Annotated in this window: 20 protein-coding genes; 4 read left to right on the forward strand and 16 right to left on the reverse strand. The window is 61.1% G+C overall.

From position 1 onward, the window contains the following. Positions 1–38: 38 nt before the first annotated feature. Both tusA and rlmM read right to left on the reverse strand, forming a co-directional pair. Positions 39–290 (reverse strand): sulfurtransferase TusA, encoded by a 252-nt coding sequence (gene tusA, locus PDR5_RS19495; RefSeq protein WP_007953079.1) that lies wholly within the window; start codon positions 288–290, stop codon positions 39–41. A 65-nt stretch (positions 291–355) separates the two neighbouring features. Continuing rightward, positions 356–1,429 (reverse strand): 23S rRNA (cytidine(2498)-2'-O)-methyltransferase RlmM, encoded by a 1,074-nt coding sequence (rlmM, locus tag PDR5_RS19500; protein ID WP_064598139.1) that lies wholly within the window; start codon positions 1,427–1,429, stop codon positions 356–358. A gap of 222 nt (positions 1,430–1,651) precedes the next feature. Between rlmM and acnA the strand changes: the two genes are divergently transcribed. Further along, a complete protein-coding gene (gene acnA, locus PDR5_RS19505; RefSeq protein WP_064598142.1) occupies positions 1,652–4,393 on the forward strand; it encodes an aconitate hydratase AcnA in 2,742 nt (913 codons plus the stop codon). 290 nt (positions 4,394–4,683) lie between these two features. On the opposite strand, the gene PDR5_RS19510 is transcribed toward acnA, so the two are convergent. Together PDR5_RS19510 and PDR5_RS19515 are read right to left on the reverse strand one after the other, a co-directional pair. Then, complete coding sequence (locus tag PDR5_RS19510) at positions 4,684–5,499, reverse strand: aminoglycoside phosphotransferase family protein (protein ID WP_082934432.1); 816 nt, start codon at positions 5,497–5,499, stop codon at positions 4,684–4,686. After that, entirely contained in the window at positions 5,492–5,980 is a 489-nt protein-coding gene (locus tag PDR5_RS19515; protein WP_064598144.1) for an SRPBCC family protein, read from the reverse strand. Before PDR5_RS19515 ends, PDR5_RS19510 begins: the two co-directional genes overlap by 8 nt. A gap of 196 nt (positions 5,981–6,176) precedes the next feature. Here PDR5_RS19515 and PDR5_RS19520 point away from each other — a divergent pair, with 196 nt between their 5' ends. Next, complete coding sequence (locus tag PDR5_RS19520) at positions 6,177–7,097, forward strand: ADP-ribosylglycohydrolase family protein (protein ID WP_064598146.1); 921 nt, start codon at positions 6,177–6,179, stop codon at positions 7,095–7,097. 55 nt (positions 7,098–7,152) lie between these two features. Next, positions 7,153–7,557 carry a lysozyme inhibitor LprI family protein gene (locus PDR5_RS19525; RefSeq protein WP_064598148.1) on the forward strand — a complete coding sequence of 135 codons (405 nt, stop codon included), beginning with the start codon at positions 7,153–7,155 and terminating at the stop codon, positions 7,555–7,557. A 78-nt stretch (positions 7,558–7,635) separates the two neighbouring features. Here the strand turns inward: PDR5_RS19525 and PDR5_RS19530 are convergent, their stop codons facing one another. From PDR5_RS19530 to PDR5_RS19555, 6 genes are all read right to left on the reverse strand, one after another. Next, the gene (locus tag PDR5_RS19530; protein WP_064592530.1) at positions 7,636–8,598 is read right to left on the reverse strand and encodes an IS110 family transposase; all 963 of its coding nucleotides are present in this window, start codon (positions 8,596–8,598) and stop codon (positions 7,636–7,638) included. Between the two features lie 242 nt (positions 8,599–8,840). After that, complete coding sequence (gene peaD / locus PDR5_RS19535) at positions 8,841–9,962, reverse strand: quinohemoprotein amine dehydrogenase subunit beta (protein ID WP_064598149.1); 1,122 nt, start codon at positions 9,960–9,962, stop codon at positions 8,841–8,843. Between the two features lie 23 nt (positions 9,963–9,985). Then, on the reverse strand, positions 9,986–10,309 hold the full coding sequence (gene qhpC, locus PDR5_RS19540) for a quinohemoprotein amine dehydrogenase subunit gamma (protein WP_008016081.1): 324 nt from the start codon (positions 10,307–10,309) through the stop codon (positions 9,986–9,988). A 1-nt stretch (position 10,310) separates the two neighbouring features. Continuing rightward, positions 10,311–11,741 carry a quinohemoprotein amine dehydrogenase maturation protein gene (peaB, locus tag PDR5_RS19545; RefSeq protein ID WP_064598151.1) on the reverse strand — a complete coding sequence of 477 codons (1,431 nt, stop codon included), beginning with the start codon at positions 11,739–11,741 and terminating at the stop codon, positions 10,311–10,313. A gap of 80 nt (positions 11,742–11,821) precedes the next feature. Beyond that, complete coding sequence (gene peaA / locus PDR5_RS19550; RefSeq protein WP_064598153.1) at positions 11,822–13,402, reverse strand: quinohemoprotein amine dehydrogenase subunit alpha; 1,581 nt, start codon at positions 13,400–13,402, stop codon at positions 11,822–11,824. 603 nt (positions 13,403–14,005) lie between these two features. Next, a complete protein-coding gene (locus PDR5_RS19555; protein WP_007953098.1) occupies positions 14,006–14,203 on the reverse strand; it encodes a hypothetical protein in 198 nt (65 codons plus the stop codon). 356 nt (positions 14,204–14,559) lie between these two features. Between PDR5_RS19555 and PDR5_RS19560 the strand changes: the two genes are divergently transcribed. Beyond that, a complete protein-coding gene (locus PDR5_RS19560) occupies positions 14,560–16,050 on the forward strand; it encodes an aldehyde dehydrogenase family protein (RefSeq protein WP_064598156.1) in 1,491 nt (496 codons plus the stop codon). 185 nt (positions 16,051–16,235) lie between these two features. On the opposite strand, the gene qhpG is transcribed toward PDR5_RS19560, so the two are convergent. From qhpG to PDR5_RS19590, 6 genes are all read right to left on the reverse strand, one after another. After that, positions 16,236–17,537, reverse strand: a complete 1,302-nt coding sequence (gene qhpG, locus PDR5_RS19565; RefSeq protein WP_064598158.1) for a flavin-dependent monooxygenase QhpG — start codon at positions 17,535–17,537, stop codon at positions 16,236–16,238. After that, the gene (qhpE, locus tag PDR5_RS19570) at positions 17,534–18,211 is read right to left on the reverse strand and encodes a subtilisin-like serine protease QhpE (protein ID WP_064598160.1); all 678 of its coding nucleotides are present in this window, start codon (positions 18,209–18,211) and stop codon (positions 17,534–17,536) included. The genes qhpG and qhpE overlap by 4 nt, the downstream gene beginning before the upstream one ends. Then, entirely contained in the window at positions 18,201–19,919 is a 1,719-nt protein-coding gene (locus PDR5_RS19575; RefSeq protein ID WP_064598162.1) for an ABC transporter ATP-binding protein, read from the reverse strand. Before PDR5_RS19575 ends, qhpE begins: the two co-directional genes overlap by 11 nt. Further along, positions 19,919–21,823, reverse strand: a complete 1,905-nt coding sequence (locus PDR5_RS19580) for a sigma-54-dependent Fis family transcriptional regulator (protein ID WP_064598164.1) — start codon at positions 21,821–21,823, stop codon at positions 19,919–19,921. The genes PDR5_RS19575 and PDR5_RS19580 overlap by 1 nt, the downstream gene beginning before the upstream one ends. 123 nt (positions 21,824–21,946) lie before the next feature. Next, complete coding sequence (locus PDR5_RS19585; protein ID WP_064598166.1) at positions 21,947–22,972, reverse strand: histone deacetylase family protein; 1,026 nt, start codon at positions 22,970–22,972, stop codon at positions 21,947–21,949. Positions 22,973–22,975: 3 nt separating this feature from the next. Further along, positions 22,976–24,214, reverse strand: a complete 1,239-nt coding sequence (locus PDR5_RS19590; protein ID WP_064598169.1) for a Zn-dependent hydrolase — start codon at positions 24,212–24,214, stop codon at positions 22,976–22,978. Positions 24,215–24,230: the final 16 nt, after the last annotated feature.

The following is a 24,230-nucleotide window of genomic DNA, read 5'->3' on the forward strand; positions in this document are numbered from 1 at the left end:
AAAGACCTGCATTTGCAGGTCTGTTTTTTGCCTTGCGATCAACCGGACTTCTTGCGGATCCAATAGAGATAGGTCCCGGCTTCTTCGTGCTGCCCCACCAGTTCATGGTCGAGAAACACGCAGAACTTGGGGATGTCGCGGCGGGTCGACGGGTCGGTGGCGATCACCTTGAGCAGGCCGCCGGGCACCAGGTCACGGATGTGCTGGTGCAGCATCATCACCGGCTCCGGGCAGTTGAGGCCCGTAGCATCGAGGGTGCCGTCGACCGGCGTATCGATCATTTCACTCATGATTCACTCCTGAAACTGGCCGGCATTGTCGCCCAATGCCGGGTGTTCGGTCACCTGTCGTGCGCTCAGCGGGCTTTGGCTTTCTTCACGTCATGGCGGCGCAGATGGCAGGTCACTTCCTCACGGTCGTGGTACAGCTGCTTGCAACCGATGTCGACCTTGATCCCACGGGCCTTGAAACCGTCGGCGATACGCTCGAGCAAGCGCTTCACTTCGGCGTAACGCTGCTTCATCGGCAGCTTGAGGTTGACCACTGCTTCCCGACAATGCCCCTCGCCGATCCACTCTTCGAGCATCGCGGCGTTGCGCGCCGGTTTCTCGACGATGTCGCAGACCATCCAGTCCACCGGTTGCTTCGGTTTGAAAGTGAAACCGTCAGCCATCAAGTGCTGCACCAGACCGGTGTCCATCAGGCTTTCAGCCATCGGGCCGTTGTCGATGGCGGTCACCAGCATGCCGCGATTGACCAGTTGCCAGGTCCAGCCGCCCGGCGCAGCGCCGAGGTCGACGCCGGTCATGTCGCTGTGCAGGCGATCTTCCCACTGATCGCGGGGGATGAAGTGGTGCCAGGCCTCTTCCAGTTTCAGGGTCGAACGGCTCGGCGCCTCGCGTGGGAACTTCAGGCGCGGAATGCCCATCGGCCACATCGCCGAGTTGCCGGCGTCGGCCAGACCGAGAAACACCTCACGACCGCTCTTGAAGGTCAGCAGCAGGCGCGGCTTGCTCGCGTCCTCCACCAGTTTGCCGGCGCCGGTCAGCGCCTTGCGCAGTGGGCCTTCGAACTTCTTGCAGAAATTCGACAATTCCTTGCCGTCGTTGGTGTCGACGACTTCCAGCCACAGGCTGCCGCACACCGGGAATTCAGCCATGTGCGCGAGGATCACGCTGATGCGGTCGTTTTCCGGCAGATCGATGAAAAACCCGCGCGCCCACTGGCGCGGGAAGATCAGCTCAGCGAAACGCTGGCCGCGCATCAGGCGCTCGGCGCCATCTTCTTCGGTGCAGACGAACTCGGCGCAAGCGGTGGCCGGTTTGGCCTTGGCATAGCCGGCCACGTTGAGTTGGGCGGCGAGGTCGGAAATCTCCGAGCAGACTTCGCCTTCGAAGCCTGGCCGGCAATGCATGAATAGGGTGTTCATTCTTACTCCTGGGCAGAGGGCGATCATTCATCCCCTGCGCGATGCCCAGACCCTGCGTTGAAGCAAAGCCTGTCACGAAAACCGGCGCATGATAGCCCATGTCGGAACCTTGGACTTGCCCATAGAGTCCAGTTATTAGCCAGCTACTGAAAACAGGGCTACGTTGATAGCTCTGCCCGTCCCCTCAGTCCGTAGCCGTGCGGACTCAAAGGAGTGATCGTAATGCCGTCCCTCGATAGTCTGAATTCACTGAAAACCCTGAAAGTCGATGACAAGACTTACCACTATTTCAGCCTGCCGGATGCCGCCAAGACCTTGGGCGATCTCGACAGGCTGCCGATGTCGCTGAAAGTCCTGCTGGAAAACCTGCTGCGCTGGGAAGATGAAAAAACCGTCACCGGCGCCGACCTCAAGGCGCTTGCCGCGTGGCTCAAGGAGCGCCGCTCCGACCGGGAAATCCAGTACCGCCCGGCCCGCGTGCTGATGCAGGACTTTACCGGCGTACCCGCCGTGGTCGATCTGGCCGCGATGCGCGCCGCCATGGCCAAGGCCGGTGGTGATCCGCAGCGGATCAACCCGCTGTCACCGGTGGATCTGGTGATCGACCACTCGGTGATGGTCGACAAGTTCGCCAGCGCCAGCGCCTTCGAACAGAACGTCGACATCGAAATGCAGCGCAACGGCGAACGCTACGCCTTCCTGCGCTGGGGCCAGAGCGCCTTCGATAACTTCAGCGTGGTGCCGCCGGGCACCGGGATCTGCCACCAGGTCAACCTCGAATACCTCGGACGCACGGTGTGGACCAAGGACGAAGACGGCCGCACTTATGCCTTCCCCGACACCCTGGTCGGCACCGACTCCCACACCACCATGATCAACGGCCTCGGCGTACTCGGCTGGGGCGTCGGCGGGATCGAGGCGGAAGCGGCGATGCTCGGGCAGCCGGTGTCGATGCTGATTCCGGAAGTGATTGGTTTCAAACTTACCGGCAAACTAAAGGAAGGCATCACCGCCACCGACCTGGTGCTGACCGTCACCCAGATGCTGCGCAAGAAAGGCGTGGTCGGCAAATTCGTCGAGTTCTATGGAGACGGCCTCGCCGACCTGCCGCTGGCCGACCGCGCAACCATCGCCAACATGGCCCCGGAATATGGCGCGACCTGCGGCTTCTTCCCGGTGGATGACGTGACGCTGGACTACCTGCGCCTGTCCGGCCGTCCGCCTGAAGTGGTGAAACTGGTCGAGGCCTACACTAAGGCTCAGGGCCTGTGGCGCCTGCCCGGTCAGGAACCGGTGTTCACCGACAGCCTGGCGCTGGACATGGGCAGCGTCGAAGCCAGCCTCGCCGGGCCGAAACGCCCGCAGGACCGCGTCTCGCTGCCGAATGTCGGCCAGGCGTTCAGCGACTTCCTCGACTTGCAGTTCAAACCCACCAGCAAGGAAGAAGGACGTCTTGAAAGCGAGGGCGGCGGCGGTGTCGCCGTGGGCAATGCCGACTTGGTCGGCGAAACGGATTACGAGTACGACGGCCACACCTATCGCCTGAAAAACGGCGCCGTGGTGATTGCCGCGATCACCTCCTGCACCAACACCTCCAACCCGAGCGTGATGATGGCCGCCGGCCTGCTGGCGAAAAAAGCCGTGGAAAAAGGCCTGACCCGCAAGCCGTGGGTGAAAAGCTCATTGGCACCGGGGTCGAAAGTGGTCACCGATTACTACAAGGCCGCCGGGCTGACGCAGTACCTCGACCAGCTCGGGTTTTCACTGGTGGGTTACGGCTGCACCACTTGCATCGGCAACTCCGGACCGCTGCCTGAACCGATCGAAAAAGCCATCCAGAAAGCCGACCTGACCGTGGCTTCGGTGCTGTCCGGCAACCGCAACTTTGAAGGCCGGGTGCATCCGCTGGTGAAAACCAACTGGCTGGCGTCACCGCCACTGGTGGTCGCCTACGCCCTGGCCGGCACTGTGCGCACCGACATCAGCAGCGAGCCGCTGGGTAACGACCAGCAGGGCAATCCGGTTTACCTGCGAGACATCTGGCCGAGCAGCAAGGAAATCGCCGACGCGGTGAATCAGGTCAATACGGCGATGTTCCACAAGGAATACGCCGAGGTGTTTGCCGGTGACGAACAGTGGCAAGCCATCGAAGTCCCGCAAGCCGCGACCTACGTCTGGCAGGCGGATTCGACCTACATCCAGCATCCGCCGTTCTTCGATGACATTGCCGGGCCATTGCCGGTGATCGCCGATGTGAAAGGTGCACGAGTGCTGGCGCTATTGGGCGATTCGGTGACCACCGACCACATCTCCCCCGCCGGCAACATCAAGGTCGACAGCCCGGCCGGACGTTACCTGCGCGAGCAAGGCGTCGAGCCACGGGACTTCAACTCCTACGGCTCGCGCCGGGGCAACCACGAAGTGATGATGCGCGGCACGTTTGCCAATATCCGTATCCGCAACGAAATGCTCGGCGGCGAAGAAGGTGGCAACACCCTCTACATTCCGACCGGCGAGAAACTGGCGATCTACGACGCGGCCATGCGTTATCAGGCCTCAGGCACGCCGCTGGTGGTGATTGCCGGGCAAGAATACGGCACCGGTTCCAGCCGCGACTGGGCGGCCAAGGGCACCAATCTGCTGGGCGTGAAAGCGGTGATCGCCGAAAGCTTCGAGCGCATCCACCGCTCCAACCTGGTGGGCATGGGCGTGCTGCCGTTGCAGTTCAAACTGGATCAGAACCGCAAGAGCCTGAACCTCACCGGCAAGGAAACCCTGGATATCCAGGGCCTGAGCGGTGTCGAGCTGACGCCACGGATGAACCTGAGCCTGGTCATCACCCGTGAAGACGGACGGCAGGAGAAAATCGAAGTGCTGTGCCGCATCGACACCTTGAACGAGGTGGAGTACTTCAAGTCCGGCGGGATTCTGCATTACGTGTTGCGCCAGTTGATCGCCTCGTAAGACCTGCAGATGCAGAAACACCGCCAGATCGGCGGTGTTTCTGTTTGAGCACGGCACTTTTCTGCAGACGAAAAAAAACCCGCCGAAGCGGGTTTTTCCCAAGACCATTATCGACTCCCTGTCGGCAGCGATCCTTGCTAATGGTCGATCATCCGTGATCCTGAAACACTCCCTGTGCTTCAGTTGATGAGGCTAGATTACGCTGTGGATCCAATCGGCAATAGTCGAAAAAGCTACTATCGCGTGTAAGACATTCGCCATAGCGCGCCTTCCGAAAACCCTTAGGCGTGTCAGGCATTGAGCGCGGAAGCCGCCAGTTGTGCGACTTTCAGCTGCCCGGCGGCGGCTTTTTGCTCGTCATCCTCCATGAACCATGCGGCAGACAGTCCGGCAAAGGCCAATACCCATTGCAGCAAGCGGCTTCGCTCGATGCCCGCTGTTGCGCAGATCACCTCGACTTGCCGCTGAAAACGCTCCGGTTCGGTGGCCGTCGGCAGTTCCGGGTTGCAGATCAGGTTGGCGTAGTCATAACCACGCTCGCCCCGCACCCGCTTGGGGTCGATGGCCAGCCAGCCCCGTGGGCCGAAATCGAGGACATTGTCGTGGTGCATGTCGCCGTGCAGCACCACCACGTCCTGCGGTTCGGCGAGCAAGGTCTCGGCGATTTGCAGGCATTCGGCGTATTGGCCGCCGTATCGGGCCGCGGCCATTGTTAATGATGCAAACCATGGCGCCAGCTCCACCAACGGCGGTGGCGGCGTCGGTCGCGGTGCGTGCAGGTGCGCCAGCGCTCGACACATGATCCGTGTGGCTTCGTCGTCTTCGCCGTTGAGCGCCATGTGCATCAGCGAACGCTGGCCCATGGCCCGCTCCAGCAACAGGCTCTCGTCGTGATGGGCGAGCACCCGGGCGGCACCGTCGCCGCCCCACCAGGTCATCAGCAGGTTGCCGTACTTTTCCTCCTCGTCCACCGCGACTTTCAGCATCGCCGGAGTATTGCCCTGACGCACAGGTAACAGGCGGCTGCCCGGGGTGATGATTGGCTCACCGTCCGGCGTCAGCGCCCAGCGTTCCAGCCACGGCGTGAACAGGCCGAGATCAGCCACCCTCACGCTCGCGGGCCCGTTCGCTCTCCGTGAGGAAGTGTTCAAGTCGACTCAACTGTTCCTCCCAGCCCCGGCTGTCCATGTAATACGCCTCTTTCTGGCGCACGTCGGGAATGTGCGCGAAACCGGATTCGGAGACTTTCAGCAACGTACCGTTCTCGTAGTCCTGCAATTCGAATCTGACCAGCGTGGTCGGTTCCTGGGAGTAGTCGATTTTCGGGTTCACCGCGTAGGGGTGCCAACGGAAGGAGAACAACTGCTGCGGCTCGACCCGCTCCACCAGCACGTTCCACAACACATGTTCATAACCGGGGTATGTGACCTGCCCTTGCGTCCATTCGCCCGCGATAAACCGCCGGCCCTCCAGCGCAACGCCGAACCACTGGCCGAACGCCTCGGCATCGACCAGGGCGCGCCAGACATGGGAGCGCGGCGACCTGAGCATGATCTTACGTTCAAAGCTGTTGGGTACTGGTTTCATACGTCACCTCCTGTTTTGAACAGTAGGCTTGTATGACCACATGTCCAATCCGAAGTTGTATCAATCCAGTGCAACGGTCGGGTCTGATTGAAATATCCGGCAGTATTTTGGATCACCGGTTCGTCAGAATGCGCACGGATCGGCGCGGCGAAACTGCTAACGTTCCCAGCGAATTGAACGACACAAGGACGTCATCATGCAGCCCTCCCTCCCCGAACGTTACCGCGGCGCCCTGCTCGGCCTGGCCTGCGGCGATGCCGTGGGAACCACCGTCGAATTCCAGCCTCGCGGCAGCTTCCAGCCCCTGACCGACATGGTCGGTGGCGGGCCTTTTCACTTGAAGCCCGGACAATGGACCGACGACACCTCGATGGCGTTGTGCCTGGCTGAAAGTCTGCTGAACAAGAACGCATTCGATGCCGCTGATCAGATGGGCCGCTATCTGAACTGGTGGCAATGGGGTTATCTGAGCTCGACCGGCGAATGCTTCGACATTGGCATGACCGTGAGCCAGGCGCTGGATCGCTATCAACACACCGGAGAGCCGTTTGCCGGCTCTACTGACCCGCACAGTGCCGGCAATGGCTCGTTGATGCGACTGGTGCCCGTGGTGCTGTTCTATTTCCCCGATGCCCGGCAAATCAGGCGATTCGCCGCCGACAGTTCACGCACCACGCACGCGGCGCCCGAGGCCATCGAATGTTGCCAGTTGTTTGCCGAACTGCTCTGCAAGGCCCTGGAAGGCGCATCGAAAGCGCAACTGCGCACTCTGCCGCAAACATCCTTCAACCAGCCCAAGGTGGCGGCGATTGCCCGGGGTAACTACCTGCACAAGACCGAGCGCGACATTCGCGGCAGCGGCTACTGCGTCGAATCCCTGGAAGCGGCGTTATGGTGCTTCCAGCACACCGACAGTTTTGCCACCGCCGTCCTGCAAGCGGCGAATCTGGGCGATGACGCGGACACCACGGCCGCCATCGTCGGTCAGTTGGCCGGTGCCCATTACGGCGTGCAGGGAATCCCGTCCGCGTGGCTGGAAAAACTGCATGACGGAGAGGAAATTGCCGCGACTGCCGAACGGTTGCTCAACGCATCCAGACATCGCACACCTTGTTAGCGCGACGAAGCCGCTAAACTGCCCGGCAAGTTCATTCATCAAAGCGAGATGACTCATGTCCCCACGCCTGCTTTTGGCCCTGACACCCTTTCTTTTCACTTCCGTCGTCCACGCCGCCGTGGACTGCGCCAATGCCAGCGATCAGGCGACGATGAATCAGTGCGCCGCGCAGGAAAACAAGACGGCGGACAAGGAGTTGAATACGGTTTATCAACAGATCACAGCTCGGCTGAAGGACAACCCTGAGGGCAAAAAAATGCTGGTGAGCGCGCAACGGGCATGGATCGGCTTTCGCGATGCCGAGTGCAAGTTTTCGGCATCCGGCGTGGCAGGCGGGAGTGTTTATCCATTGATCTACAACAATTGCATCGCCTCGGTGACAAAGACGCGAACCGAGGCGCTCAAGCAATATTTGAAGTGTGAGGAAGGTGACATGAGCTGCCCGGTGCCCGGGGCCTGATTTTCGGGGCGGTTTAGAGAGCCCCTTCGCGAGCAAGCTCGCTCCCACATTTGAACCGCATTTCAAATGTGGGAGATTCTATGTTGCAGGGGAACCCTGCAACCTTAAATTGGGTTGGTATTCGCTCTGATTTTTCATGAGGGCGAATGCCACCCGGCAAAGCTTACGGGCGAGGATGACCAAGGCCTGGGTTCTGGCTAGACCTCTTGCCAGATAGGATTCATAGAACGGTTTCCAAACAGGGGACCGACAAGCTGCCATAGCTGCATTGTGTGCAAGACGCCGTAATTCCCCGTCACCTTTTTTGCTCAAGTGGCGAGGACTGTGTTTCTTGCCTGAGTCCTTTGCCTTCAAATCCATTCCCAGAAAGGCGATGAACGCATCGGCGCTGGCGAACTCACCTCGCATGTACGTAGTTGCCAGTCCCGTTGCCGTGAGTTCACCAATCCCTTCAATCGCTTTGCAGCGTCTGATGTTTTCGCTAATGCCGGCCTCTTGGCTGACTTTGCGAAGTAATTCCTGAATGGCCTGATCAAGCTGTTTGAAATGCTCCAACCCATGGGCCAAAAGATCTTCAAGGAGAGGTTCGTTTGACCAGCTCAGCATGATACTGACTCGGGCCTTCATCAGCTGCGCACGCTTGTTAAGCAGACTTTTCAACACCGTGTAGTGCCGTGGTGGTGGGCTCCAGACCCGCAGCCGGTGCTGTTCACTGGTTAGATAACGCGCCAGAAGACGTGCATCACAAGGGTCGGTTTTTGCACGCTGACCGATGCTTTCGCGGTAATGGCTCACCCGGTAAGGGTCCACGACGTAAACCCGATGCCCCATACCATGGGCCAGTTCGGCCGTATCCAGGTGGTAGAGATTAGTGGCTTCCAGGGAAATCGAGCTTTGTGCGGGCAGGGTCTTCAGCCAACGACCTATAGACGTACGGTCGTTGTTGATGACCTGAATGTTTTTCAGATCTTCGCGATAAGCGACGATTTCGGCTTTGGCCACATCGACACCAATCACCGTTGGCGAGGTAAGGATTGTCATGACGAATCCTCGGAGCTAGGGTTTAAGAGCTTGTCGGGGTCTACCGTAGCGCTGGCTTGCCTCTATCGTCGGTTTTACCGATGAATTCCTTATCGGCGCTTTAGGTAGAAAGGGCGGGACGAGAAGTCTCCCACGGTCCGTACTGGCTAGAGTCGGAATCGAGCTTTTAGTCCCGCCCACCCCTTCAAGTCTAAACATACAAGCGAGCTTGCTCGCGAAGGCGTCATCCCTGACGCCGCTAATTACCGGACGAAGATCTGCGCCGTGGTAATCGCCATATCCCCACCCGGCAATTTGATACTGCCGGTCTGTTTCATGGTCTCGGCATCAAAGATCGCCACGTCGTTGAACGTCCCGGCCAAATAGATCTTGCTCCCTTCCTTGTTGAACGAAATGCAGTAGTAGGAATGATCCAGTGTCGCCGCCTGAATCAGCTTCTTCTGCTTGATGTCGTACTTGGCCAGACGATTGAGCACGCCGAACATCAGGTTCGGATCCTTCGGCGAGCGCATGCCGCTGAAGTAGATCTCGGTCAACGGCCCGAAATCGGTGGTTTCGGTCTTGCCGGTTTTCAGATCGACGCTGAACAAGCCGTACAAATATTCAGCGGTGGCCGGATCCTGCTTCTTGTCCTTGAACTTGGCGGCGGTGTACAGCAGAGAGAAATCGTGGCGGTAAGTCTGCTGGTTCCACACGTAAAGCACGTCCGGCGCGCTGTAGTTCGGGCGTTTCCAGTGACGGCTGGGGATCAGCACGTCGAACTTGCCGCTCTTCACATCGACCTTGTACACATCAGCACCGGCCACATACAGCGTGCCGTCATCGCCGCTCTGCATGATCGTCAACTGCCGTGGCGCCGGGAAGCTGCGCACTGGTTTGGCGTCCATCCCGGCGTCGGTGGCGTACACGTCCAGACGCGGCTGTTTGACCTCGTATCGGTCATTGAGCATCTGGGTCGGGTTGGCGATGGTGTACAGCTCCTTGCCGTCATGGCTGACGGTAAAGGCGAACATTGACCGCGCTTTCTCCCCCGGCTGCTGGGTGATGCTGGCGTGGAACACCTGCTTGCAACTGTCCAGTTCAACACCGTAGACATCGGCGTAATGGTTGTTCAGCACATACGCGGTCTTGCGATCCGGCGAAAGCTGCACAGTGCCGGGGCCAAAGGCATCGGGCATCTTGCAGGTCTTGTACAAACTATCGGTCGCCAGGTCGATGACGTGCAGGTTGTTCGGGTAATTGGTGGTCAACATGTACTCGTGACCGTCTTGCAGCGCGGTGTTTTCATCGGCCAGAACCGCGAGCGAACAGGCGCTCAGAACCGCGAGTGCGGCAACACCGCAGGCTTTGTTGAGGCTAGGCATGCTGGAATCCTTCTTCTTAGGGATCACTTGTCTTTCGGGAAGACAGTGCCGAGGTTGCGCCAGTTGTCGTTGGACGCCTGGGCATCCTTGTTCCAGTCCGGGTAGGTGCTCATCATGTCCGGCACCTGGGCTGGCCACCAGCACGGATCGGAGCAGCCGTAGAGGTCAGCTTCCATCGGCTGGCACAGCGACGACACCCCGCCGAACGCATCGATTTCCCAGCCTGGGTCGGTGGTCGAGGCGCAACCGGCAACGGAGCTCATCGCCACCACCTCTTCGATGCGGTTCTCGTCCGCGGCCTGATCCAGCTTCAACGCTTTGTTATTGATTGCCTTGAGATGTTTCATATCAGTGAGCCTTGCGCGGAGTGATGTAGCTGCTGATGAACGCAGGGTTGTTGGCCATGATCCGGGTGTAGACCTCGATGCCGAAGTCGACCCAGTCACGCATCAGTTCGCAGTAGTGATAAGTCGGGTGGGCCGGGTCGCCATAGCGGGCGTAGCTCTCGTGGTAGCAACCGCCGGAACACAGGTTGCGGATCTGACAGTCATGACAACCGGTGTTGGTGCGATCCAGGCGCTGGGACAGGAAGTCGTTCAACTCGACCTGTTTAACGCCGCTGTGGACGTTGCCAAAGGTCGGCAGCGACGATCCGGTGAAGCGATGGCACAGGTTCAGTTCGCCTTTGTGATCGACCGCCAGCATCTTCAGTCCGGCACCGCACGGCAGGGCTTTTTTGTGGCCTTCGTGGATATCGGTGATCAGTTGATGCAGGTTGGAGAAACCGATATTGCGGTGTTCCAGCGCGGCTTCCAGATAACGCCGACCGAGGCGTTTCATGCTGGCGAACACTTCGATCAACTCGTCAGTGGTCAGGTTGAAGCTGCTGATATCACCGGACGTCACCGGAGCAAATCCGACTTCGGCAAACCCCAACTCGTTAAACAGGTGATCCCAGATGGTTTCAACGTCGGTGACGCCGGTGGTCAGGGTCACCCGCGCGCCGACCGGACGGCTGTTGTAGCGCGACAGCAGCATTTCGGCCTTGCGCCGCACCACGTCATAAGTGCCCTGCCCGCCCACCGTGATGCGATTACGGTCGTGCACGGTTTTCGGCCCGTCGATGCTCACTGACAACCCGAAGCGGTGGGCATTCAGGTAGTCCACGGTTTCTTCGGTGAGCAGCGTGGCATTGGTGGTCATCACGAACTCGACGAACTTGCCGGCCTCGGCAAACCGCTTCTCGCAGTAATCGACCATGTACTCGATCAGCTTGCGATTGCTCAACGGCTCGCCGCCGAAAAACACCACGGTGAAACGTTCTTCTTGGGGGGACTCACGCAGCAACATTTCCACCGAAGCGATGGCGGTTTCGACGTCCATTTTCTTGCCGGCGGACGGCTTGTCGAGGTCTTCCTTGTAGCAGTAGGTGCAGCTCAGGTTGCAGCCGGTGTTGACGTTGAGCACCACGGTGTTGATCGCCGTGCGCTCGACGCGTTTGACTGCGATGTCCGGCGTCAGCGGCGAGCCGTCGCTGACCAGTTCCAGCGAAATCAGCTCACGCAGGGTCTCGTTAATTTCCTCGCCGTTGAACCGCGCGCCGAGGCGCTGGATCAAGTCCTCCGAGGAGCAGCCGGGGCCGCGCAATGCATCGATGATGGTGCCGGTCAGTTCATCGCTGGCGAACAGCGAACTGCTGGGGATGTGGAACAGCATGCGGTCGGCGTCGACGTGCACTTCGTGCAGATTACGTTCGACCAGATTCAAGATAGCGCCCATTGCAAACCTCCTGTGCAAGCCCCGCTTGGGGGACTTGCGGTCATTCCGAAAAGTGTCTGAATCGCTGCGATCAGTTCAACTCATGGAATGGGTGGATTGTTCCAGCGTTGTACGGTGACGATCAGGTGGCCTTCGCCGGTCAGGGATTTCCCTGCGTCGTCGACGGCGGCGATCACCTTGAGGTTGCCGGCATTGTTGGTGGACATCTTGCGTGCCGGATTCGGCCCGGCATCGCCCGGGGTGAACACGCCCGCGTCGGTCTGCATGGTACCGGCGAACTTGACGTCCTCGTCCTCTCTGGCGCGCTCGTCGAAGGCTTCGACTTTCCATTGCGCCGGGAACACGCCGATGCGATACGGCTTGCCGTCGGCACCCTTGCCCCAGGCTTCGGCATCGAAGCGGCCCTGGACTTTCGGCGTCGAACCGCCGCCCTCGCCGATCCGCGCCACCGAGAATTCCGGCACCACTTTGACCGAGGCGATCTTGCTGTACACCGACAGACTCGGGCCTTTCAGGCTGCCGACGCTGACCGCGCGCAGACCCGGCTGGGCATTGGCTGCCGCTTTGACTTTGACCTTGATCCGGTCGGCGTTCTGCTCGACCACTTCGACCACGTCCACGCCTTTGCCGAAGTTCGGTTTGCCGCTCAGACCGCTGCCGATCAGGGTCACTTCGGTTTCGCTGCCTGCCTTCATATAACCTGGCTGCACCGCCAGCAAACGCTGCGAACCCTGTTTGGCGGCGACAAAGTCCAAACCGCGCTCATCGTGCTCGGCCTCGAACATCCGGCCCTGCATGGCGTTGCCTTGTGCGGCGAAAACCTGACGCATAGTCACGCCATCGACGGTCACGTTGCCGCGCCATTCGTAGCCGCTGTAGAGGATCGCACTGCCATCGCCGTTGAACGGGCTGCCGTCGGCGTACTGACCTTTGACGGCGACCTTGAAGGTGTCACTGCCATCGGTGGTGACGCTCATGGTGCCGGCCAGTTCACCCTTGCCTGGCAAATGGCCGCTGAAGCTCCAGTCGCCCACCAGCGCCTCGGCTTTCGGTGCGGTTTTGATCCAGGACTGCCATGCCGGGTTATCCAGCGGATAACGCTTGGCCAGCAGCGGGACCATTTCCTTGCGGGCGATATCGAACCAGTCACGATCGCGGGACATGGCCTGATATTCCAGCGACGGCCATTGACCGAGGTGGAAATTCACCAGTCGTTCCCATTCCTGAGCCGGACGCCGTTGCAGGGCGATCCGCGCACCGGAGTGGCAGCGTCCGCACATCTGCGCGGTTTTCTCGTCGAACTGCTCGACGGTGTTCAACCGCCGTTCCAGCGCGTAACGCACGCCATCGGTTTCGCTGGGCGCCAGGCCCTGGGTGTCGGCGAGGTATTTGACCAGCGTGCGACGGTCGTCATCGCTGATCTGCAAACCGTGCATGGTCTGCATCCGGGCGATGCTCATCAGCCAGCCTTCCGGGGTCTTGCGCTGGTGGCTGATGCGGCTCAACTGGTCGCCGGCTTCAGGGGTGTGACAGCCCTGGCAGGTTTCCTTGAGGATGGTCTGGGCATCGCGGGCTGCCAGGCTGTACGGCGAATGCAGGGCCACACAAGCGGCCACGGCCAGCAGGCTGGCGCTCATGCCTGATCGGAGTTTTCTCTTCATCAACGTCGAACCTCGCACGGTGCTTTCTTATTGTTGTGGCTTATCGTTTTTATGGTTTCTGCCGTTCGTGGCGATTCACGAACGGAGGCAAGCGAAACGTCTGCTGTGAGCAATACACGGAGCGTGCCAGCTTGCCGATAAGCTTTTCAATCAAGCAGTTACGTGAAGATCAAGGCAAAGTGGCGGTGCCGGCGGTGCTTGCCGGCGTCCAATTTCGCGACAGCTGTTGCAGTCTGAGACAAGCATAGTTGTTGCGGCGTCAGCGACATTGCGTCGCGCGACAGATGACCCGGAGCTGGCAGCATCCCCCATGAAAAACCTCCAGAAGAGTGACGCCTGCCGAACCCACACGAAAACAAGCCCCGCCAATGACGGGGCTCTCGTATTGGTTGTTTACCCGCGCCTAGCGAACAGAGTTGTCCGGGTGAACCTTGTAACGCCCACAATGGTTGCAAACCATCGAGCATTCACAGTGGGCGCCGGCCTTGGCTGCCAATGCCGCGGAATCACGCTGGGCCGCTTGAATTCGACGATCCCGGTGATACCCATACGCAAGCAGCAAACTGACACCCATACACCACAGCCCCACAATTAAAGCCGCCATCATTTTCCCTCCATCATGGCAACACCGAATGAGGTAACGATTACGAAAAAACTGGTTGAAGCCATCCACGCACCTGCCCGAATCGTATCGACATCGGTCAAGTCGCCGATCAATAGCGCCGCAATCCCTGTCACCAGAAATCCAGTCCCAACGCCCATCGTAAAATTGGTTAGCCATCGAATGGTTAAGTTGTTCATCGACATCCCTGTGAAGACACTGACCCGCCAAATCCATGGCAGGAAAACCCTATACACCAAGCAACTTAGCTCGTACTTCATGCCTCCACCAGTCGGTAAAAACTGTCAGACGCGCGGCTTTTCCTACACCTGAAACGGCCCGATTTCGCCAAGGCCCCGTGACAGCTGGATTGGCTTTGTAGGACGCGTATCCTGCATCTCAACGGGTGTCGCGTTTTGAGACAAATTCACCCTCATTGCCACTCAAACTCTTCCTCCCTCAGCCCGTGTAACCGGGCTGTGCGCCTCCTTCGAGCATTTGGCACAACCATTGCGAAAGCCCCTCTCGATCCCATCGAACAACAAGAGGTTTCGCCATGCCCCTGCCTTATCTGCTCCCTGCCACTTCGGCCTTTATCCAGCGCCCGCCACGCATGCTGATCGGCGGCGACTGGGTCGAAGCCGCCGACGGCCAGACCATGCCGCTGCACAACCCGGCCACCGGCGAAGTACTGTGTGTGGTGCCTCGAGCCACCCCGGAAGATGTCGATCGCGCGGTGCTCGCCGCCCGGCAAGCCTTCGATGATTCGGCCTGGAGCCGCACCCGCCCGCGCGAGCGGCAGAACCTGCTGTGGAAACTCGCTGACCTGATGCAGCGCGACGCCGAACTGCTGGCGCAACTGGAATGCCTGAACAACGGCAAGAGCGCGGCGGTGGCGCAGGTGATGGACGTGCAACTGGCCATCGACTTCCTGCGTTACATGGCCGGTTGGGCGACCAAGATCGAAGGTTCCAGCGTCGACGTTTCGTTGCCGCTGATGCCCGGCGATCAGTTCCACAGCTTCATCCGGCGCGAGGCGGTGGGCGTGGTCGGCGCCATCGTTGCCTGGAACTTCCCGTTGCTGCTGGCCTGCTGGAAACTCGGTCCGGCACTGGCTACCGGTTGCACCGTGGTGCTCAAACCCGCCGACGAAACCCCGCTGACCGCGCTGAAACTGGCGGAACTGGTGCTGGAGGCGGGTTACCCGGAAGGCGTGTTCAACGTCGTCACCGGCACCGGCATCACCGCCGGATCCGCCCTGACCCACAATCCGCTGGTCGACAAGCTGACCTTTACCGGCTCCACTGCCGTCGGCAAGCAAATCGGCAAGATCGCCATGGACTCCATGACCCGGGTCACCCTGGAACTGGGCGGCAAATCCCCGACCATCGTCATGGCCGACGCCGACCTGAAAACCGCCGCGGCGGGTGCGGCCAGTGCAATTTTCTTCAACCAGGGCCAGGTCTGCTGCGCCGGTTCGCGTCTGTATGTGCAGCGCAAGCATTTCGACAATGTGGTGGCCGATATCAGCGACATCGCCAATGCGATGAAACTCGGCAACGGCCTCGACCCGAGCATCGATATGGGCCCGCTGATTTCCGCGCGCCAGCAGGAGCGGGTCTACAACTACATCGAAATGGGCCGGGAAAGCGGCGCGACCATCGCCTGCGGCGGTGAGCAGTTCGGGCCGGGGTTCTTCGTCAAGCCGACGGTGATTATCGATGTCGATCAGCGGCATTCGCTGGTGCAGGAAGAGATCTTCGGTCCGGTGCTGGTGGCGATTCCGTTCGATGACGAGGCCGATGCGCTGCGCATGGCCAATGACAGCCCTTACGGTTTGGGCGCCAGCATCTGGTCGAACGATCTGACGGCGGTGCACCGGATGATCCCGCGGATCAAGTCGGGATCGGTGTGGGTCAACTGCCATAGCGCGCTGGATCCGGCGTTGCCGTTTGGCGGCTACAAGATGTCCGGGGTCGGGCGCGAGATGGGGTATGCGGCGATCGAGCATTACACCGAGTTGAAGTCGGTGTTGATCAAATTGTAGGAGATCAAGATCAAAAGCCGACCCTCACCCCAGCCCTCTCCCGGGGGGAGAGGGAGCAAACCGAGGTGTCTGACGCTGTACATCGACCTGACAGATCCAGTCGATTGTGGATTCGGTAGAACTCCCTCACGTCGGTGTCATTCTTCAATATCCCCCAATCAGTCCCCTCTCCCACTGGGAGAGGGTTAGGGTGAGGGCCGAAATCCCTGACTCAACAACCACCCCCTGATCACACGTCCCTGCTCTTCACTCAACCCCGCCAACACCTGATCCGCCGGCTCATCGCGCAACCGCTGCACCAGCGAAGCCAGCTCGACACCTTGCACATGCCAGATCCCCAGCGGCTGATCCGCCGTTATCACCACCTCGGCTTCATCGACAAACCCGTCACGCAACACCGGCATCCGCTCGATGCGCAACGCGGCAAAGTCCGCTTGCGCATGAGCCACTTCAGCATCTGGCCACTGCCGCCGCGCCTGCCAGAACGGCTGATCGAGCCAACGCTGTTCATCGGCATAAAAGTCCCGGCCGATCCGCGCAAAACGCAGGAATAGTTGCTCCACACGCTGACGGTGAAAACGCTGGGCTAGCGCCGCTCGTTCCGGTTTGCGCAACAGCGTGTTGATCACCACCGGCGCCTGCAACGCCGAGGACAGCGACTGAAAAATCCCGTTACCCGACAGCGGGTCCACTGCCATCGCGGCATCGCCGACACGAATCCAGTTATCACCGCAGACCTGGGGCGCAAGAATCGCGGTGCTGCTGCGAGCGTGCAGTTGCAACTCCAATTCCTGCCCGGTGGCAAAGAAGGCTTGAGCAAAATCCGAGGCCTTACGCCGCGCGCGACAGTAGTCGAGCAACTGCGCCTTGCCCGGTAATTGGGCGCTGGCCACATCCACCGTCCACTGCCAATAACACTGGCCATCGTCCCGTCGGGCCATCCACGCCCAGCCGTCTTCAAGGCTTTCCACGGCGCTGGCAGTCACACCCGGCGCGCCTTGCCAGCGATTGAGCAGGCTGACCGTCTCCGGCCCGCGCAGACCTTTACCGGACGCCGGCGCCTGTCGCCCACGTGCTTCCACCAGAAAATCCGCCGTTAGCGTCTGGCCGCCATCGAGTTCAACCCGATGCCCCACAACCGAGGAATGAACATTCAGGACTCGCCCTTCAATCACCTCGACCCCGGCCACCCGCAAGTCTTCACGCAAGCCACGATCAAAAGTCGGACGATCCAGCAGAAACTCGATGTTCTGCGCATGCTGCTGGCCGTTCCATGAAACCTGCCTTTGGGACGGCGACGTGGCATTCGACAAAGCATGATTCAACCCGGCCCCACGCAACGCCTCAAGCACCCGTTGCGACACGCCTTCAAGCGCCGCAAACCGCCGCCATTCGCTGACCAGCGTCACGGAGTAACCCAACCGCCGTAATCCCAGCGCCACTGCCGCGCCGGCCGGTCCGGCACCGAGAATCAGGATCGAAGTCACGGATCGAAACGCCGTTCAGGGCCGCGATAACTAGCGTGCTGTTTCAGCCAGTCAATAACTTCGACATTGCTCGCCTGCGGATGCTCCAGCAGATAGCCGGCAATATGCCCGCTCAACGCGGCACACCCCAGACTGGCCCCGGACTGCCCCGGATAAGTGCCGCGAACACACGCGGCAAAATCCGCCTGCGCACTGTCGAGCCATGACCATTGCTCATCGGTACAACGCGCATCGCCGGTCACCCGCAACACCTGCGAATAACTCGCTGGAAACACCGCCGCGCCCTGCGCCGGGCTCGATGCACACAGCAACACTCCATGGGCCACCGCCGCCGCGCAGGCCTCGCGCAACAGGCTGCGATCCTGGCGCAGGCCGAGGCTCAGATTGATCAGCCGCACGTCCTGCGCCACCAGCCAGTCGATGGCCGAGGCGATCTGCAAGGCGCTGGTAACGCCGCGCTGATCGAACACTTGGGCCACGCAAATCTGTGCGGCCGGTGCCCGACGACTTATCGCCTCGATCACCGCGCTGCCATGCCCGAGGGGATCATCGCGCAACTCCGATTCGGCCAGGCCATCCTCCAGCAAAGAGAATCGCCGCCCGGCAATCACCTGCACCCGTTGCGCCGCCGAGTGCCCACTGTCGACCACACCAATCCGCAACTCAGGCTTCATGCAGCACCGTTTTCGAAATGAGCACACCGTCGAGCAATTCAAAGCGCAGATCGGCATCGGCCAGGGTCGACGGACGATGGCTTATGAGGATCCGCGTGCGCCCGGCAAACAACCGGTCGATGGCTTCGATCACCTCGCGCTCGGTAGTTTCGTCGACGGCCGATGTAGCCTCGTCGAGCACCAGAATCAGCGGATCCTGCAACAGCGCCCGGGCAATCGCGATCCGCTGTTTCTGTCCGCCGGACAACTGCTGACCGCGCTCGCCCAATGGGCTGTCGAGGCCTTCGGGTAACGACGCGATCAGGCTGTCGAGTTGCGCCAACCGTGCGACTTCGGCGATGGCTTCGCGGCTGGCGTCCGGCACTGCGTAAGCCAGGTTGTCGGCGAGGCTGCCGCGAAACAGCACGATGTCCTGACTGACCACGGCGATGCGTCGGCGCAGTTCGAACAGTTCCAGTTCACGCAAGTCCACTTCGCCGAGCAACACCCGCCCGGCCTGCGGATCGTGATGCCGTTGCAGCAGGTCGATCAGCGTCGATTTGCCAACGCCGGAGCCGCCGCTCAAGGCGACTTTCAAGCCGTAGGGAATCGTCGCCTCGATCCCGCTCAACGTACTCGCTCGGCCCGGGTGGCTGAAGTGCACCGCGTCGAAACGCAGCTCGCCCGAGGTCGGAAACAGTTTCGGCGTGACCGGTGAAAACACCGTGGGTTCTTCGCCGCGCAACTCCATGACCCGACCGAGGCTGACGGTCATGCGCTGGATCGCCACGTACAACCCTAACAGGCTCTGCACCGGCCCGACCGCCATCCCCAAGTAGGTGGAAAACGCGATCAGTGCACCGAGTTGCCAGGTGCCCTGCACCACCCAATAACCGCCGATCAAAAACGCACAGGCGCGGGACAGCGAGGTCAGCGTGCCAGGCACGGCCTGGGTGAAAAACTCGGTGACCTGCAGGCGCAGCAACTGGTTCATGTAGCCTTGCCCGAGGCTTTCCAGACGCCGCGCTTCACGCTGCTGCTGGCCGGCGGACTGGATGAACTTCATCACCGGCAGGGTCTCGACCATGAACGACGACATGTCCGCCGAACGCTCGCGCAACTGCCGCACATCGCGCTCGACCTTGCGCCGCATCCAGCGCAGCCAGAGCACGTCGAGCGGGATCAGCACCAGCGCCAGCAATGACAGTTTCCACGACAGCGTAAACAGCATCGCGATCGCGACCACCAGGCCGATCACACTCGACACCGCCGAGAACAACGAGTCCACGGCAAAGCGCTGAATCTCCGCCACATCGCCGTCGAGCCGCGACATCAGATCGCCGATCCGCCGCTGCCCGTAGAAGCTCGGCGACAGTTTCTGCAAATGCCGGTAAAGGTCATCACGCAGGGCAAACAGAATCCGTCCTGACAGCCGCGTGTGCAGATAACGGTTGATCCCCGACAACGCCGTGCCGAGCAGTCCCGCGATGATCATCAGCACCGCAATCATTACCAGCATCGGGAAATTGCGCGCCAGCAAGCCATCGTCGATCAACAGCTTGACGAGCCACGGCTGCACCAGCACCAGCAGCGACGCGCACACCGAAAGACCGAGCAGGCCGGCAATCGCCAAACGCTGCGGCCGCACGAAACCGTACAGCCAACGCAACGCCGCTTGCAGCGCGGCGGGGTTCTGGCTGTCGATCAGCCGCACGAACAGGCGCTGCATCACGAGCGCAACTGTTTGAGTTTGCGGTACAGGGTCGCGCGGCTGATGCCGAGCGCGTCGGCGGCGGCCGAGACATTGCCCTGATGGGTGTCGAGGGACTGGCGGATCATCTCCAGCTCGTTCTCGCGAATGCTGCCGGTCTGGGGTTTCTCGGTGGCGGAGAGTTCGTCGAGCATGCTGTCGGGCAGGTGATCGAGGGTCAGCACGGTTTCCCCCGGCTCGCGCATCGCCAGCGCAGTGCGCAAGACCATTTCCAGTTGGCGGATGTTGCCCGGCCAGTGATAAGCACCGAGCAGGCGATTGAGGTCGTCGTGCAGCACGGCGTTCGGTGCGTCGAGTTTGCCCAGCAGCTGAGTGACCAGCGCGCTGAAATCATCGCGCTCGCGCAGGGCCGGGAGCATCACGCTGATGCCATTGACCCGGTAAAACAGATCCTCGCGAAATTGCTTGTCCTCGACCTGACGCTTGAGGTCGCGGTGGGTGGCGCAGATCAGTGCGACGTCGATGTCCTGTTCTTCCCCGGCCCCCAGCGGCGCGACTTTTCGGTCCTGCAGAACGCGCAGCAAACGCGCCTGCAAGGCCAGCGGCATATCGCCGATTTCATCGAGGAACAACGTGCCGCCATGGGCCTGTTGCAGGCGCCCGATCATGCCACCACGGCGCGATCCGGTGAACGCGCCTTCGCGGTAGCCGAACAGTTCCGACTCGATCAGGCCTTCAGGGATCGCCGCGCAGTTCACGGCCACAAAGGGTTTGTCGCTGCGGCTGCCGGCCAGGTGCAGGGCGCGGGCGATCACTTCTTTACCGGTGCCGGTTTCGCCGAGCAACAGCACCGGCAACTCATTGGCCAGACCTTGGCGGGCCATGCGCAAGGCGCGGGCGTAGCGGGTGTTGTTGCCGGCCAGGGCTTCCAGATCCGGTTGCGCCTTGGCGGTTTTCGCCACGCTGCGCGGCGGGCCGCCGAGGTTCACCGAACGCGCCGGGGCTCGCAGGGTTTTGTAGAAAAACTCGCCCTTGGCGGTCTGCACACTGCCGACGCCGCCCTGTTGCAGACGGGTCAGCAATTGCACGCCATCGACGCCGAGGAACTCTTCGCAACGCCGTCCGACCAGCGCCGAACGTTCGGCCCGCAGCAACTGACACGCTTGAGCGCTTACCGCGAGAATCTGCCCGCCAAGACTCACCGCTAGCAGCCCTTGCCATGGCGACTCCAGATACTGCCGGCGACTATGGAAGGCGAGGACGATCTGATCGGGAAAACTGTTGTTGAACACCCGGCTCTCGATCTGGCTGACCGCCATGCTCAGCAGCGCGGTGCTGTCATGGACGCGGCCAAGAGGGCCTTCGCGGGTCAGGTCGAGGACGCCGAGAATTTCGCCTTGGGGGCAATGGATCGGCACTGAGGTGCAGGAGAAGTCGGTGAGGCGGTCGAGGTAGTGTTCGCCGCAATCGATCAGGGTGGGCCGCGCTTCGACCAGCGCCGTGCCGAGGGCGTTGGTACCGCGAGCGGCTTCGCTCCAGCAAGCGCCGAGGGTGATGTCCTGCAGGCCGCTGCCCTTGAGCCGGTCGGCACGTCCCTCGACCGCAAGAATGGTGGCGTCGGAATTGGCGAGGATGATCAGGCCTTCCTTGCCCTGACGTTCGGCCAGGTAATCGATGGCCGGTATCGCCGCATCGATCAGCAGGCGATTGCTCGCCAGCAACACATCGAGACTCGCGCTCGACTCCAGCGCCAGCTCATGTTTGCCATTGAAATGCACGCCGTGGCTCAGGCTGCGCCGCCACGAAGCATCGATCTCCGCACGCAACACGCCATCCGGGACCTGCCCTTCGAGATGGAGTTTTTCCCGGGCCAGCCGGGCTTCGTGGTGAGACTTGGGATCGGTTGTTTTTATAAGAGTCATCAAGCGCTCCGGAGCGGTCCGCTTTGCGCTTTTTTACATCAGCGCCCTGACGCCAATGTTTACGTTAACGTCAGGGCGATGGCAAGCACCGTAGGGCGCTTGTGTTCCGGCAGGCGGATTGCCTCAGCGCTGCCACACCTCGGTATTCACGAAAAACGCCCGGGCATTGTCTTCGAGACTTTCCAGGTGATAACCGCCTTCCTGCACGATCAGGCATGGCAGGCCCAGGCTGCGGATTCGCTCGCCCAGTGCTGCAAAACCTTCACGGGTCACGGCGACTTTGCTTTGCGGGTCCAGCTCATAGATATCGAAGCCCAACGACAACACCAGCACCTCCGCGCCGAACTCGCGTACCGCGTTCAATGCGACTTCAAGTTGCTCAAGGAAATCCGCTTCGCTTGAACCATGGGCCATCGGCAGATTGAGGTTGAAGCCCTCCCCCGCGCCACTGCCACGTTCGTCGGCGAACCCGGCGACGCCCGGATAGAAGTTGGTCGGATCGCCATGCACCGAGACATAGAGCACGTCATCGCGATCGTAGAAGATTTCCTGGATGCCCTGGCCGTGGTGCATGTCGGTGTCGAGCACCGCGACTTTATCGAACTTGTCACGCAGCACCTGCGCCGCCACCGCCGCGTTGTTCACGTAGCAGAAACCACCCGCCGCCTCGGCCCGAGCGTGATGCCCCGGCGGACGGCACAAGGCGTAGGCTGCCGGCTCGCCGTCGATCAGCGCCTGAGCCCCGGCCACTGCGCTTTGCGCCGACCAGTAGGCGGAACGCCAGGTCTGCTCGCCGACCGGGCAACTGCCGTCCGCCAGATAGCGCGCCGCCTGGGCGAGGATGCCGCGCAAGGCGTTGGGCTCGCGGACGAAGATGTTCGACATCACTTCATCGCCCCAGTCTTCGGGGATTTCTTTCCAGCGTGCATGCGCTTCCTGAAGGAACGTCAGATACGGCGCACTGTGTACCGCCAGCAACGGTGCGAGGCCGGCATCGATCGGCTGCTCGACACTGAAACCCAAACCGTGGGCGGCCTGCACCAGACGTTGCGCACGCTCGGGGACTTCCTGCGGCGTGCGCATCTGCCCCCGCGAGTAATAGCTGCGCGGATGGTGGAGCAATTGTTCGGGGTGGAAAAAACTGCGCATGGTTCAGGCTCCCTGTTCGATTCGACCGGCGCGGGCCAGCACGGCGTTGAGCAATACATCGGTGCCCTGCTTCACGTCTTCGGGCAACACGTCTTCGGCTTCGTTGTGGCTCAGGCCGCCAACGCACGGGATGAACACCATCGCCGTCGGGCAGTAGCGCGCGAGGTGAATCGCGTCATGCCCGGCGCCGCTGACAATCGACTGCTGAGCGTAGCCCAGCGCATCTACCGCTTCTTGCACCGCCGCCACGCACTCGGCGTCGAACGGTGTGGCCGGGCTGATCCAGTGCGGGGTGATCGTCAGGTTCAAGCCTCGGCCATCGGCAATCGCCTGCAACCGGGCGCGGACTTGTTGTTCCATTGCGGCAATCGCTTCGTCACGGTGATGACGCAGATCGACGGTGAAATTCACCAGCCCCGGAATGGTGTTGCGCGAGGACTTGTTGATACTCAACTCGCCGACCGTGGTCAGGCCTTCGGGGGCAAAATCCGTGGCCAAGCCTTCAATCGCCTGAATCATCCGCGCCACCCCGTACAGCGCGTCTTTGCGCAGCGGCATCGGCGTGGTGCCGGCGTGAGCGGCCATGCCTTCGACACGCACATCGAGCCAGCGGATCGCCTGACCGCCCGTGACCACGCCGATGCTTTTGGCGTTGTCCTCGAGGATCGGGCCTTGTTCGATGTGCGCTTCAAAATACGCGTCCACCGCGCCTCCCAACGGGCGATCACCGGCGTAACCGGTACGCTGCAAAGCTTCTGCGACGCTGATGCCATCGACATCACGCACCGCCAGCGCAGCGTTCAGATCCATGATCCCGGTGAACACCGCCGAGCCGAACATGGCCGGGGTGAAGCGTGCGCCTTCTTCGTTGGTCCATACCGCCACTTCCAGCGGTTTGCGGGTCTGGATGTTCAGATCGTTGAGGCAACGTACCACTTCCAATCCTGCGAGTACGCCGTAGACGCCGTCGAAACGCCCGCCTTCGGGCTGGGTGTCGAGGTGGCTGCCCATCATCACCGGTGCGGCGTCCGGGTCAGTGCCGGCGCGACGGGCAAACAGGTTGCCGATGGCATCCACGCTCAGGGTCATGCCGGCTTCGCGGCACCAGTGGGCGAACAGTTCGCGTCCGGCCTTGTCTTCGTCGCTCAGCGCCAGGCGGCAGCTGCCGCCTCGGGCTGTGGCACCGATTTCGGCCATGGCCATCAGGCTCGCCCACAGGCGTTCGCCATTGATTTTCAACATGAGGTTCTCCTGAAAT

The sequence above is a fragment of the Pseudomonas sp. DR 5-09 genome (assembly GCF_001655595.1).
GTDB lineage: Bacteria > Pseudomonadota > Gammaproteobacteria > Pseudomonadales > Pseudomonadaceae > Aquipseudomonas > Aquipseudomonas pharyngis.